Origin of the sequence: Pseudanabaena sp. BC1403 (assembly GCF_002914585.1) — a bacterium.
Taxonomy (GTDB): domain Bacteria; phylum Cyanobacteriota; class Cyanobacteriia; order Pseudanabaenales; family Pseudanabaenaceae; genus Pseudanabaena.
In genome coordinates this window covers 1-15,495 of sequence record NZ_PDDM01000008.1, presented here as the reverse complement: position 1 = coordinate 15,495, position 15,495 = coordinate 1, and the positions used below count along the sequence as shown (strand labels likewise).

Below are 15,495 nucleotides of genomic sequence, written 5' to 3'. Positions count from 1 at the left end.
CCTTATCATCACCATCAAATCATTCATGAAATAGAAAAATGCCTATAGATTCCAAAGATTCCGACGAGCTAATTTTTATAGAAGAGGATGAGGACAGTCCCTTTGCTGATGCGGAGAAAAAGAATTTTTCTATTCTAGAAGATTGCAATAACGAATCTCAAGAAATATTTGAATTTACGTCATTACTGAGCAGAGCAAAATGGCAGATCTTGATCTGTGATGATGATGATTCTGTCCATGCAATTACCAAACTTGCCCTAGAAGGATTTAAGTTTGCAGGTAAAAAATTAGAGATAATCTCTGCCTTCTCTGGTGCTGAAGAAAGCAAAATTATCGCGCAAAATCCTAATATCGCTGTGATATTGCAAGATGTGATCATGGAAACCAATGATGCGGGCTTACAGGCTATCAAATATATCCGTGAAGTTTTGCAAAATCAACTTGTACGGATTATCCTCCGTACAGGCCAGCCAGGGGATTTTCCTGAGTCTTCAGTGATTTTGAACTATGACATCAATGACTACAAGGCCAAAACTGATCTGACCGAGCAGAAATTATTTACAGCGCTAATTTCTAGTCTCAGAGCATACAGCAGCATTGTAAATCTTGCAGAAAGCCGTCAAAAGTTGGCTATCTCAAATAAACAACTCTATCAATTTAATCAGAATTTAGAAAAGATTGTACAAGAGCGTACCATTGAGCTCGAAATTGCCAAAGAAGCCGCAGATAGTGCTAACAAAGCTAAAAGCCAGTTTCTTACCAACATGAGTCATGAGTTAAGAACTCCTCTTAATGGAATTCTTGGTTATGCTCAACTTCTAAAACTGAGCGATGACCCAGTTAAACATAAAGATGGATTAAATGTTATCCAGCGTAGCGGTGAGCATTTGCTGACATTGATTAATGACATTCTCGATCTGTCCAAAATTGAAGCTGGGAAATTAGCGATTGATCGTGACATGTTCCATTTAGATGAACTTCTCAAGGGTCTAATCGATACATTTAGGGCTCAGGCAGACAGTCAAGGCATAGAGATTATCTATAAGATAATTGGACAAATTCCTAAGCTTGTTTATGGTGATGCCAGACGGCTGCGCCAAGTTTTGTTTAATCTAGTTGGTAATGCGATTAAGTTTACAGACAAAGGAATTGTGACTCTGACTGTGCAAAGCCCTAGTAACGGCAAAATTCGTTTTGATGTCATTGATAGTGGTGTAGGGATCGCACCAGAGGATGTACCCAAAATATTTCAATCATTTGAACAAGTCGGCGATCCTGTCAAAATGCAATCAGGAACTGGCTTGGGGTTGACAATTAGCAAGCGCCTCATCGAGGTGATGGGAGGAGAGTTAAATGTAACAAGTATTCTGGGGCAAGGTAGTACTTTCTGGATCGAAATTGATTTACCTACTTACGTAAATCCGAAAACGACAGATCAAATCCAACAAAATGTTGAAATCATCGGTTATAAGGGCAAAAAACGTAAAGTCGTCGTGGCGGATTCAGAACAATTAACCAGAGACTTAGTAGTAGATATGCTCTCTAAAATTGACTTTGATATCATCGCAGCCGAAGGCGGTATTGATAGCTTTGATAAAATATCAGCACATAGTCCTGACTTACTTCTACTAGGCTTGAAAAATTTAAATGATGCTAGTTGGGATATTCTTCGTAAGATCCGACAGACTCCTATGCTTAAGGACATTGTCATAATTATGTTATCGGAAGAGATACTTGAAGGAGATCGCCAGAAATGTATCGAAGCTGGTTGCGATGATCTTCTGGCTAAACCCATTGCCATGAAACAGTTAACGGATATCATTCAAGCAAATTTGGCGTTAGAATGGGAGTACTGTTATTTTACTCCCTCTGAGGCTTCTCCTCAATCATCTTTAGCAAATCAAGCGATCGCAAATAACATCTTGCTACCTTCTCGACAAATCATTTTAGAGCTAATAGAACTAGCTGAGAAAGTCGATTTAGAATCTCTACAAAAGCGTGTAAAGGATTTAGAAAAGTCCAACTATGGACTAAAAGCATTTACTAGGGAAATCCTAGAATTGGCAAGAGGCTTTCAACTTCGTAATATTTTAAATTACCTCAAAAAACTGCTGGAGACTTACTGAGCCCAAACCCATTTTTTATATTTTCAGCGCCAGTGGCGCTGAAAATATAAAAAATGGTGTTTCAAGCGCCTTTGGCGCTTGAAACACCAAAATCGGGTTCATAATGAGAATTGCTGCCCCAATCATCGATTTCACTATAAATCGCCAACCTCTGCTAGAATCTAAACCTACAGTATCTGCTCCCAGTTATTGATACTGCAAACTCGTTAAATCATCCTGTCTCTGCTCCATCTGACACCAATTTCAAAAATGGCTTAGCCATATTTGAAGCTTTAAAATCCCTCTGGGTAAGGTTTTAGATTCTTAGAAATGTCGCAACCCTCTAAGAATTGGTATGAATGAATTGGCACGAATAAAAATGGCAACATTAACAGCGACAGACCGATAAAAAAACCGACACACAATTTGGAGTTCTATGTCTTTTTCAGCCCTTGGTTTGTCCGATCAAATCGTTCGTGCTGTCACTGCACGCGGCTATACTGAGCCTACACCGATTCAGTCACGGGCGATCCCCGTTGTTCTTTCAGGCCAAGATTTATTAGCTGGTGCTCAAACAGGTACTGGCAAAACCGCAGGATTTACATTACCGATTTTACATTTACTATCTAATAAAGTCGTAAAGCGATCGCCAACGGGAAAAATCCCAATTCGCGCGCTGATCCTCACACCCACCCGTGAACTCGCCGCTCAAGTCGAAGAAAGCGTACGCATGTATGGCAGACATTTACCTCTGCAATCAATGGTGATCTATGGCGGCGTTAACATTAATCCCCAAATCAACCGACTCAGAGGTGGCGTAGAGATTTTGGTGGCAACTCCTGGACGGTTGCTAGATCATGTGCAACAGGGCAGATTGGATCTATCCAAGGTAGAAATCTTGGTATTAGATGAAGCCGATCGCATGTTGGACATGGGCTTTATTCGTGATATTCGGCGAATTCTTACCCTATTACCAAAAGAACGTCAAAATCTCTTGTTTTCGGCAACTTTTTCCAATGAGATCAAATCCTTTGCCAGTACTTTACTCAATCAGCCCGTATTAGTCGAAGTTGCTGCTCAGAATGCGACTGCGGATCTTGTGACTCAGAGAATTTTCCCTGTAGATCGCGATCGCAAGCGAGAATTGCTCACCCATCTGATCAAGACTAATAGCTGGTATCAGGTATTGGTATTTACCCGTACCAAGCATGGTGCTGATCGCCTAGTCAAACAACTACATCAAGATGACATTGTGGCGATGGCAATTCATGGCAACAAGAGCCAAGCAGCCCGTACTCGCGCCCTCGGTAAGTTTAAAGATGGCAGTTTGCAAGTATTGGTAGCCACAGATATCGCGGCGCGAGGCCTAGATATTAGTGAGCTGCCCCATGTAGTTAACTACGAGTTACCGAATGTCCCCGAAGATTATGTACATCGGATCGGACGCACTGGACGCGCTGGCTCAACAGGTGAGGCAATCTCACTGGTATGCGTGGATGAGCGTAAGTTCTTGTCAGATATTGAGAAATTAATCAAGCGATCGCTGCCCCAAGAAATCATTGCTGGTTTCGAGCCTGATCCTCGTGCTAAGCCTGAGCCAATCCAAGTGGGACGGCAATCTAAGCATCAGCCTCGACGTGGTGGAAATAGCGATCGACATTCTTCGAGTGGGAATTCCACATCTTTACCATCTCCTAGCAAATCATCGGCAAAACCACAGCCCAAAAATCAATCTGGTAGAGTCATCCTAAAATCTCCCGCTCAAAATGTGAAAACTGAATACGGAGACTCGCATCAGAGCCGTAATCGTTAGATAGCAAGTCAAGACCCAAAAGATAAGAGGTGGCGCGAAGCGCCGCCTCTTATCTTTTGGGTTTCTTGACTTGCTATACAAAAACAAAAAGTGAAAAGGATCTGGAATTTTTATTATAAAAACCGATTTTGTTTTTTTTAGCACTGTAGGAACTAAAAAAAACAAAATCGGTTTCACCATAAAATTACTGAAAAGGAGGGCGCTTTGCGCCCATTTCACTTTCATTGTTATACTATATAAGTCTTCGTAAGAATGATTAAAACATGGATGCTTTATGGGAATGCGCCTTTGTCTCGAATTGATCGCAACCTCGATTCAGCAACTGCAAGAGCTTAAACATATTGCAGAATCACCTACATCATCTTCTATCGAAATCGAGACAAGAAATCTAAATCTAGAAGATGCTACAAATGTTTTGCGAGCTAGCTTAATAGAACTAGAAGTTTATCAGCAATCGCTTTCAGGAGAATTAGAGCGATATCGTGAGCTTTTTGACTTTGCTCCTGATGGCTACTTTGTTACCGATGCCAATGGCGATATCTCAGAAGCTAACCGAGCATCTACGCTCATGTTTGGTTCGCTACCGATCGGAAAAAACTTAGAAAACTTTGTTTATCCCTCCTACAAAGATCAATTTCAAAGATTATTAGGTCAGCTACAAAGAGGACAAAATATCAAGAGTTTGGACTTGCGAATGCAGTTTCCTACAGGACAACCTTTTGATGCAAGTTTTACAATTATTAGTATTCGCGCCCCCTTAGATGGGCGGGTAACTGGACTAAGGTGGTGGATTCAAGATATTACCCAACGAAAACAAGAAGCTGATAAATTGCAACAGTCTCATCAGCGTTTAGAGATTAGAGTTGCCGAAATGAACGCCAAACTCAACCTGATGGATCGTCAAGTTCGTGTAGAAAGAGAAGAACAGAGACGTATTTCTCGCAATCTTGCCCATAATGAAGCCAAATTGCGAGCTATGATGCAGCATTCTTCAGATATCGTAAATATTCTGGATATCGACACTACTATTAACTATTGTAGTCCCGCGATCTTTAGAACTTTAGGCTATATGCCTGAAGATGTGATAGGCAGTAAGTTTATTAGCTTTATTCATTCTGAAGACCTACCAATTTTTCAAAATTTTCTAACTCAATCTGTTGATGCTTTGTCCGTATCAACACCGATAGTGATGCGTCATCGGCATATCAATGGAAATTGGGTTTATTTAGAATCAGTTTGCTGCAATCTTTTACAGGATGTAAATGTTCAGGGCTTAGTAATCAATTCCCGTGATATTACAGAGCGTAAGCGCACAGAAACAGCGTTGCAAGATAGCGAACTTAGACTAGCAGCGATCGCATCAAGTATGCCTGCGACCCTCTATCGTTTAGCTACCAATTCTGAAGGAAAAATTTCTATTGCTTTTATCAGCGATGGTCTAATCGATCTAGTCGGTCTCTCGCCAAGATATGCAATCTCTTCTCCATACCAAGTATTGGATCTAATCCATCCTGAAGATGTTGATCAATTTAAAGCTCTCATTAGAGCTGGTTTTGATAATCTTGCCACTTTCCGTCATGAATTTCGCGTTATTACGATCTCTGGTGAAGTGAAATGGGTACAGAATATTGCCCGTTATTATCGTACCGATTCGGAAGCGATATTTGCTGATGGAGTATGTATCGACATTAGTGAAAGAGGTGAAGCTGAATCTAGTCTACAAAGGACAAATGAACTATTGCGAGCAGTGATCAAGGCTGTGCCTGTGGCGATTGATATTGTCAGCCCTGAAGGAAAAGTTTTATTGTGGAATGCTGCGGCAGAAAAACTATTTGCTTGGAATACTTCCACTATTGTCGGTCATCCTGTACCAAGTATTCCTGAGTCTCAAGCATTGGAACTACAAGCAGTAATCCTCGATACCCTAGCAGGTAGACAGATTAATAGTTTCCCGATGACTTTTCAACTTCGTGATGGCAGTTGGACTAATGTGAGTGTATCAACTGTTCTCGTTCATGATCCTCATGGCAAAATTGTTGGGATATTACGGATTATTGATGATGTAGGCGATCGCAGTTCTCTTAAAACAGATCATAATCTTCAAATTGAGCAAGTCGAGAGAGCATCGCTCATTCACTCTGGCACTGAGGCGATTGCCAATTTTGTGACCCTTAATGCTAATACGCTGCTCAATCAATACAAAATCGGTCAACGCAATTTTGCGGGTTTGAATTTGCGTGGGGCTTATTTGGTAGAGGCTGATTTACGGCACGCTGATTTCAGTGGTGTGGTGCTCAATGGCAGCAATTGTAGCTATGCAAATTTCCAATCTGCAAATTTGCGTGGTGCTGATCTGCGGGGTGTAAACTTCCAATTTGCGGATTTACAACAGGTGGATTTGCGTGGTGCTGATCTGCGGGGCGCAGATTTGCGAGATGCGAATACAACAGGTTCAATTCTTGATGGTAGTGATTTACAAGGCGCTCTTTTAAATGGTAATGACCTGTAGATGCAGGGAATTGGGGATTTTTGTGATTCGTACTTGTTATAGCAAACCAAGGTTTGCTTACCAGAAGATGAGTGGCGGCGCGAAGCGCCGCCACTCATCTTCTGGTTTTATACCAATTCACAAAAGTGTGACAACACTTCTGTGAATTAAAAACCAAACCCAGTAAGGGTTTTAAAAAGACAAAATGGCGTAGCCATTTTGTCTTTTGGTATTACATTGCTATAGTTACATTTTTTGTAACGACCAATTGTTTTGCAGGATGTAGCTTTATGTTGTCTAGTAGGAGATTGCTAATTTTGATGTAAATGTGAGGATTTTGGCTGTGAATAAGGTGATTGCGATCGCGATGTTGACTTTTTTGGCTTGTGGGCAAGTGCAAATAATGATGAGCGAAAGTGTCCAAGCTCAGACAAACCAAGCACGCCAAAATGAAGGAGATCTTCTATTTAATCAAGGAAATCAGCAATTTCAACTTAGCCAGTTTGATGCGGCTTTTCAGTCATGGCAGCAAGCATTGACCATCTATCGGGAAATCCAATCTCGTCCGAGGGAGCAAGCAGCCTTAGGAAATCTGGGTCTCGCCTACCTTGCTCTTGGCAAATACGAAAAAGCGATCGAGTATCAATTGCAAAGCGTCGAACTTGCCAAAGTGATGGGAGATCGTCAAGGTCAGGCAAATTCCTTTGGCAATCTAGGAAATGCGTACCTTTCTTTGGGTAAATCAGAAAAAGCTGCTGAGTATTTTGTCCAATGCTTAGCGATCGCTAGAGAACTTAAAGATCGACAGATCGAGGGTGCAACTCTAGGAAATTTGGGCATCGTTTACCAAAATCTTGGTCAATATGACAAGGCGATTGAGACCCAATTGCTAGCTTTAGATATTACTAGAGCAGTCAAAGATCGCCTTGGAGAAGGAAAAGCTCTGGGGAATTTGGGAGCAGCGTACTATGCGCTCGGCAAATATGACAAGGCGATTGATTATCAACAGCAAACCTTAGCGATCACAAGGGAAGTCAAAAATCGACTAAGTGAGGCACAGTCACTGGGTAATCTGGGTGCTACTTACAATGCTTTCGGCAAATATGACCAAGCGATTGAGTACTTTCAGCAATACTTAGCAATCACCAGAGAAATCAAAGATCGGCGCGGCGAGGGAGTAGCGCTAGGAAATTTGGGTGTCACCTACAAAAATCTTGGTAAATATGACCAAGCCATTGATTATCAACTGCAATACTTAGCGATCGTAAGGGAAATTAAAGATCGAAAGGGTGAAGGAGAGGTACTCGGAAATTTAGGAATCACGTACGTTTCTCTTGGTAGGTATGACAAAGCAATTGATTACCAACTCCAAAGCTTAGAAATCAAGCGAGAAATCAAAGATCGGCGCGGTGAGGGAGCATCGCTCGCAAATCTGGGTATCGCTTACCGACACCTTGGGAACTATGGCAAAGCGATTGAGTACCAACTCCAAAGTTTAGCGATCGCCAAGGAAATCAAAGATCGACGTGGAGAAGGTGGAATATTGGGGAATCTGGGCAATTCTTACCATTCTTCTGGTAAATATGACAAAGCAATTGAGTACCAACTCCAAAGTCTAGCGATCGCCAGAGAGATCAAAGACAGACACAGTGAAGGAGCAGCGCTAGGGAATATGGGTGCTCCTTACTACGAACTCGGCAAATATGACAAAGCGATTGAGTACAACCTGCAATATTTAGCGATTGCAAGGGAAATCAAAGATCGCAGTGGTGAAATGCATGGGCAGCATACCCTAGGGTATGCATATAATGCTCTCAAGCGTAGTCAAGAAGCGATGAATTCTTTTCAGCAAGCATTAATAATCTCCAAAGAGATTGGCGATCGCAGTCTCGAAGGTTATGCTCTCGGAAGCATTGGACAAGTATTTTCTGAATCAAAGCAAACTGAACTTGCAATTCTTTATTACAAACTGTCAATCAATGTGCGCGAAGCGATCCGCAAGGATATTCGTAAGCTCAATAAGGAAGATCAAAGATCCTATTTGGGAACTGTCTCTAGTAGCTATAAAAAGCTGTCTGGCTTATTGCTCAATCAAGGTCGAGTCATGGAAGCTCTCCAAGTCCTCGATCTCCTCAAAGTCCAAGAACTCGAAGACTATCTTAAAAATGTCAAAGGTAGCGATAGAACTACGCAAGGTGTGAGGATTTTAGAACCAGAGAAAGCAATCAGCTCTCAGCTAGTTTCGATTAGCCATGAAAAAGGTGCTGAGCTTAATCGGAATCTTGCAGGACAGATCCAACAACTTCCCAAATCAGAAATTAACAAAGTCCCTGACTATCTCAAGCAAATTCCACAGGGAACAGTATTACTTTATCCATTGATTTTAGGTGATCAACTAGAAATAATTTTCTTCTCTCCCAACAGTCTTCCCATCAGTCGCACTGTCAAAATCTCCAAAACTAAGCTCGAATCATTGATCTCTGATTATAGAGCAGGACTGCTTGATGCTGGATCTGAGGATGTCAAGGAGGCTTCAAAATCTCTCTATGATGTGCTGATTAAACCGATTGAAGGCGAACTGATTACAGCCAAAGCGGAAACGATTCTTTATGCTCCTGATGGCATATTACGCTATGTTCCCCTGTCCGCTCTCTATGACGGCAAACAATGGCTTGCAGAAAAATATAAAGTTAGTAACCTGATCGCCTACAGTCTCTCCAACTTTTCTCCACAGCCAAAAAATCAACCCAATATTCTCGCGGGAGCATTTGGAGGCAATACAGGCACGAAAAAGTTTGGACAAAATGCATTACCTGCCACACTTACTGAAGTCAAAGCGATCGCAAGTTCTTTCCCAAACTCAGTAACTCTCTCCGAAGACGGTTTTAGCCGCCAAGCGATCGAGTCTAAATTCAAAAATCACAACATTCTCCATCTTGCTACCCATGCTGAGTTTAATACTGGTTCACCTGATAACTCCTTCATCATTTTCGGCAACGGTGACAAAATCCGTCTTGGCGAAATCGCTGATTGGCAGATACCAAATATCGATTTGATTATCTTGAGTGCCTGTCAGACTGGCGTTGGCAAGCTTGGCGATGGTGTGGAAATTTTAGGATTTGGCTATCAAGTCCAGAAAGCTGGTGCAAAAAATGCGATCGCCTCACTTTGGGCAGTCAATGATGAAGGCACTCAAGCTCTAATGGAAGCTTTTTATAATGAACTCAAAAAAGGTGATGTCACATCCACTGAGGCTTTACATAGGGCTCAAGTTGCTCTGATTAAATCACCAAAATATAACCATCCCAATTATTGGTCGGCATTTTTTGCGATCGGTAATGGGCTGTAAAAAAAGGAAAAAGGAAAAAGGAAATTTTTTTCCTTTTTCTTCGCTAATCTTAGTGATATCCGTTAATGGGGGCAGTAATACTATGCTCCTAATAGGTTTTGGTGTTTTTTGGTTGTGTTTTTTGTAACGAGTACCTGTTTCGAGAAATATCGTTATACGCTAGCTAATAGGTCCCTGCGGGTTTTGATGTAAATGTGAGGATTTTGGCTGTGAATAAGGTGATTGCGATCGCGATGTTGACTTTTTTGGCTTGTGGGCAAGTGCAAATAGTGACGAGTGAAAGCATCCAAGCAGAAACAACACAGGCGAGCAAAGGAGAAGCAGATCAACTATTACAGCAAGGAAATCAGCAATTTCAAACTAGCCAGTTTGAGGCGGCTTTTCAGTCATGGCAGCAAGCATTGACTATCTATCGGGAAATCAAAAGCCGTCAGGGTGAGGGCGCAGCGCTGGGAAATCTGGGAATCGCTTACGAGTCCCTCGGCAAATATGACAAAGCAATCGATTTCCATCTGCAAAGATTAGCTATCGCCCGTGAAATCAAAGATCGTCGCGGAGAGGGAAATGCGCTGGGAAATCTGGGAATCGCTTACGAGTCCCTCGGCAAATATGACGAGGCGATCAATTTCCATTTGCAAAGATTAGCGATCACCCGTGAAATCAAAGACCGTCGTGGTGAGGGACAGTCACTGGGAAATTTGGGCAATGCTTACGATTCCCTTGGCAAATATGAAAAAGCGATCGAGTTTTACCTGCAAGACTTAGCGATCGCGCAGGAAATCAAAGACCGTCGTGGTGAGGGACAGTCGCTGGGAAATTTGGGCAATGCTTACCGCAACATTGGCAAATATGACAAAGCGATCGAGTTCCACCTGCAAAGCTTAGCGATCGCGCAGGAAATCAAAGACCGTCAAGGTGTGGGAAATTCTCTGGGAAATTTAGGAAGTATTTACCGAAACCTCGGCAAATATGACAAGGCAATCAATTACCTACAGCAGGTACTAGCAGTCTCGCGAGAAATCAAAGATCGTCGAGGGGAAGGACAGTCGCTAGGAAATCTAGGAAATGCTTACTATTCTCTCGGCAAATATGACAAAGCGATCAAATTATATCAGCAATACCTATCGTTTGCGCGGGAAATCAAAGACCGTCGCGGCGAGGGAGTTTCCCTCGGAAATCTAGGGATCGCGTACTCTTCCCTCGGAAAATATGACAAAGCGATTGAGTTCTATCTGCAAGACTTAGCGATCACGCGGGAAATCAAAGATCGTCGCGGTGAGGGACAGACTCTGGGAAGTCTGGGAAACGCATACCGAAATCTCGGAAAATATGACAAAGCAATTGATTCCCAATTGCAAAGTTTAGAAATCGCAAGGGAAATCAAAGACCGTCAGGGTGAGGGACAGTCGTTGGGAAATCTGGGGAGTGCTTACTCTTCCCTCGGCAAATATGACAAAGCAATCGAGTTCCAATTGCTCGGTTTAGCGATCACGAGAGAAATCAAAAATCTTAGTGGAGAAGGGATTTCACTTAACAATCTTGGGTTTACCTTTTCCCAACTCAGTCAACCTGAACTCGCAATTCTATTTTACAAACAGTCAATTAATGTTACTGAATCAATTCGCAAAAATATTCGCAAACTCACCAAAGACGAACAAAGATCTTATTTAGAAACTGTCTCTACCAGCTATAAAAGACTTGCTGGATTACTGCTCAATCAAGGTCGCATCATGGAAACTCTGCAAGTTCTCGATCTCCTCAAAGTCCAAGAACTCGAAGACTATCTCAAAAACATCAAAGGTAGTGACAGATCGGCGCAAGGAGTGAAGATTTTAGAACCAGAGAAAGCGATTAGCAATAAGCTGTTAGCGGTTAGCTTTGACAATAGCAAGGATCTTAATAGTGAACTTGCCAATCAAATCCAGCAACTTCCTAAGTCAGAGATCAATAAAGTCCCAGACTATCTCAAACAAATTCCACAGGGAACAGTATTACTCTATCCATTGATTTTAGGTGACAGACTCGAAATAATTTTCTTCGCGCCCAACAGTCTCCCCATCAGTCGCACCATTAAGATCTCCAAGTCTAAGCTTGAATCATTGATCACTGAATATAGATCTGGGTTGCTTGATGCTGGTTCTGAGGATGTCAAGGATGCTTCTAAAGCTCTCTATGATGTACTGATTAAACCGATTGAAGGCGAACTGATTACAGCCAAAGCGGAGACAATTCTTTATGCTCCTGATGGCATATTACGCTATGTTCCCCTTTCCGCTCTCTATGACGGCAAACAATGGCTTGCAGAAAAATATAAAGTTAGTAACCTGATCGCCTACAGTCTCTCCGACTTTTCTCCACAGCCAAAAAATCAACCCAATATTCTCGCGGGAGCCTTTGGAGGCAACACAGGCACGAAAAAGTTTGGACAAAATGCATTACCTGCCACACTTACTGAAGTTCAAGCGATCGCAAGTTCTTTCCCAAACTCAGTAACTCTCTCCGAAGACGGTTTTAGCCGCCAAGCGATCGAGTCTAAATTCAAAAATCACAACATTCTCCATCTTGCTACCCATGCTGAGTTTAATACTGGTTCACCTGATAACTCCTTCATCATTTTCGGCAACGGTGACAAAATCCGTCTTGGCGAAATCGCTGATTGGCAGATACCAAATATCGATTTGATTATCTTGAGTGCTTGTCAGACTGGAGTTGGCAAGCTTGGCGATGGTGTGGAAATTTTAGGATTTGGCTATCAAGTCCAGAAAGCTGGTGCAAAAAATGCGATCGCCTCACTTTGGTCAGTCAATGATGAAGGCACTCAAGCTCTAATGGAAGCTTTTTATCGCGAACTCAAAAAAGGCGATGTCACATCCACTGAAGCTTTACATAGAGCTCAAGTTGCTCTAATCAAATCACCGAAATACAACCATCCCAATTATTGGTCAGCATTTTTTGCGATCGGTAATGGTTTGTAAGTACCTGCGTTGTAGGGCAAAGAATTGGCGATCGCTATGATCTGCGTAAATGGTGGCGTTATTCTTGCCCTCCTGCGTATGAAATTCGCTAAAATAATCCAATGCGAACTGACACGATCTTCTTTCAGCTATTTCAAACCTTTGATAGCTTGTTGTTTGAATTGGTGGGATTACCACCCGAAACAGCATCAGGATATTGCTTTACTTCTTTGGAAATCAAGGAGAAAGCCTTTCGCTTTGATGGTATTTTTATGCCTGAAGCGTTGGATAAAAATATTTGGTTTGTGGAGGTGCAATTTCAAAAACGTGCCGAATTTTATTGGGAATTTATTGGAGAAATATTTCTCTATTTGAGTCAATACAAGCCAGAACATGATTGGCAAGCCGTCGCTATTTTTGCGAAGCGGAGTATTGAGCCAGAAATTCCGAAACAATTTAGGACAATATTTGCAGGTGGGCATATTGTGCAAATCTATCTGGATGAGTTGCCAGAGAATGAGTCATTGACTTTGGGACTTGTGAGGTTGATTGTTGCGCCGAAGAGAGAAGCGGTAGCTTTAGCTCAAAGGTTAGCTGGGCAGGTGGGGCAAGGCGATCGCGAGAGGATGATAGAATTTATTGAGACAGTTTTGCTGTACAAGTTTCCCCAAATGAGTCGAGAGGAGGTTGAGGCAATGTTTACGTTAGGTGATCTAAAAAAAACAAGGGTATATCGTGAGGCAAAGCTTGAGGGCAAGCTTGAAGGTAAGCTTGAAGGCAAGCTTGAGGGTAAGCTTGAGGGTGAAAAGATCGGGACACAGCGCGGTCAAATTTTGGGTCGGCAGCAGGGGCTAAAGCAGTTTGCTGTAAAGTTGTTGACGCGAAAGTTTGGTAAGGTGACTGTGAAAGTGGTGAAGCGCTTAGACAAGCTATCGGCGGAGCAGTTGGAGGAGTTGGCGGAGGCGGTGTTGGATTTTGAGAAGGTTGTGGATTTGGAGGCGTGGTTGACAAGTAAAAAGTAGAAAGGCAAAAGGAAAAAATTTTTAGGGGTCAAGTATTTGCGCGGCAATTTTTAAACTCTTCGCAAAAACCTCGATCTGCAAATACTTGACCCTCTTGTTGGCTATGCACAGATAAATTGTGGCTGCGTTGTGGGGGGTGGGCGAAGCATTACCGTTTGGAGGTTGTGGCGAAATGTATAAATGGTGGCGGTAATGCTTCGCCCCTACGAGATTTTGTGTTTCTTTGTTGCAGGGCATAGATCCCCGACTTTTTTTGTGATTAGCAAAACTAATTGGTGAATGTGCAGAAAAAGTCGGGATCTGAACTATGGGGAATAGATGATTGTGAATATTTGGTTGTGTTTTTTGTAACGAATACCTGTTTTGGGGGATATCGCTTTATGCTGGCTGGTGTGCTACTGCTGGTTTTGATGTAAATGTGAGGATGTGGGCGATGAATAAGGCGATCTGTATAGCGGTGTTGACTTTTTTGGTTTGCGGTCAAGGGCAGATCGTGATGAGTAAAAGCGTCCAAGCACAAACAACTGAAGCCCGCGCATCAGAAGCAGATTGGCGGTATAACTTAGGCATTAGAGCGATACGGGACAGTCAATATCAAAAGGCAATAGAGTTTACTCTTATGTCACTTGATATTTGTCGCGAAATAAAAGATCGCGAATGTGAGGCTCGTGCTCATAACGGATTAGGACTTGCATACTCCGATTTAGGGCAATATGGCAAAGCGCTCGATTCCTATCTGCAAAGATTAATAATCGCACGGGAAATCAAAGACAGACACGGTGAGGGCATTACACTGGCAAATCTGGCTAGCACTTACCTTCTTCTCGGCAAATATGACAAAGCGATGGAGTTCTATCTACAAAGCTTAGCGATCAAGCGGGAAACTAAAGACCGTCTCGGTGAGGGAAGATCTCTGGGAAATCTGGGAATAGCTTACCATTCCCTCGGCAAATATGACAAAGCAATCGAGTTCCATCTACTATCTTTATCAATCTTTCGAGAGAACAAAGACCGACGAGGAGAGGGAATAGCACTAGCAAATCTGGGAATTGCTTACGATTCCCTTGGCAAGTATGACAAAGCGATCGATTTCCATCTGCAATATTTAGCGATCGCACGAGAAATCAAAGACCGACAAGGAGAGGGAATAGCGCTGGGAAATATCGGAGCCTCTTACGATTCCCTTGGCAAGTATGACAAAGCGATCGATTTCCATCTGCAATATTTAGCGATCGCACAGGAAATCAAAAACCGTCAAGGTGAAGGAGTTTCGCTCAATAATCTAGGAGATTCTTTTAAAAACCTTAAGCAATCCGAACTCGCCATTCTCTTTTACAAGCAGTCGATCAACGTCCGTGAAGCGATTCGCAAAGATATCCGCAAACTCGATAAAGACATTCAACAATCCTATTTAGGAACTATCTCTAGCAGCTACAAACATCTTGCTGACCTCCTGATTAAGCAAGATCGCATCATGGAAGCGCTGCAAGTCCTTGATCTCCTTAAAGTCCAAGAACTCGAAGACTATCTCAAAAACATCAAAGGTAGTGATAGATCGGCGCAAGGAGTGAAGATTTTAGAACCAGAGAAAGCGATTAGCAATAAGCTGTTGGCGGTTAGCTTTGACAATAGCAAGGATCTTAATAGTGAACTTGCCAATCAAATCCAGCAACTTCCTACAGCAAATTCCGATCAAACCCGCCACAAGAAGAGTAAACTAGAAGCATCACCAAATTGAAATAAAATATGGCAGCATATTCGCTT

The 15,495-nt window shown here is 42.4% G+C and carries 7 protein-coding genes; all 7 read left to right on the top strand.

All coding sequences use genetic code 11. From position 1 onward, the window contains the following. Positions 1–38: 38 nt before the first annotated feature. The 7 genes from CQ839_RS09050 (at position 39) to CQ839_RS09020 (ending at position 15,469) form a co-directional block, all read left to right on the top strand. On the top strand, positions 39–2,126 hold the full coding sequence (locus tag CQ839_RS09050) for an ATP-binding protein (protein WP_103667957.1): 2,088 nt from the start codon (positions 39–41) through the stop codon (positions 2,124–2,126). 415 nt (positions 2,127–2,541) lie between these two features. Continuing rightward, on the top strand, positions 2,542–3,918 hold the full coding sequence (locus CQ839_RS09045; RefSeq protein ID WP_258040674.1) for a DEAD/DEAH box helicase: 1,377 nt from the start codon (positions 2,542–2,544) through the stop codon (positions 3,916–3,918). Positions 3,919–4,192: 274 nt separating this feature from the next. Next, entirely contained in the window at positions 4,193–6,427 is a 2,235-nt protein-coding gene (locus CQ839_RS09040) for a PAS domain S-box protein (protein ID WP_103667956.1), read from the top strand. Between the two features lie 322 nt (positions 6,428–6,749). Continuing rightward, positions 6,750–9,755 (top strand): tetratricopeptide repeat protein, encoded by a 3,006-nt coding sequence (locus CQ839_RS09035; protein ID WP_146048714.1) that lies wholly within the window; start codon positions 6,750–6,752, stop codon positions 9,753–9,755. A 209-nt stretch (positions 9,756–9,964) separates the two neighbouring features. Beyond that, entirely contained in the window at positions 9,965–12,730 is a 2,766-nt protein-coding gene (locus CQ839_RS09030; protein WP_146048713.1) for a tetratricopeptide repeat protein, read from the top strand. 101 nt (positions 12,731–12,831) lie between these two features. After that, positions 12,832–13,731: an Rpn family recombination-promoting nuclease/putative transposase gene (locus tag CQ839_RS09025; RefSeq protein ID WP_103667953.1), complete on the top strand. Its 900-nt coding sequence runs from the start codon at positions 12,832–12,834 to the stop codon at positions 13,729–13,731. A 433-nt stretch (positions 13,732–14,164) separates the two neighbouring features. After that, positions 14,165–15,469 (top strand): tetratricopeptide repeat protein, encoded by a 1,305-nt coding sequence (locus CQ839_RS09020; protein ID WP_181016152.1) that lies wholly within the window; start codon positions 14,165–14,167, stop codon positions 15,467–15,469. The last annotated feature ends 26 nt before the right edge of the window (positions 15,470–15,495 follow it).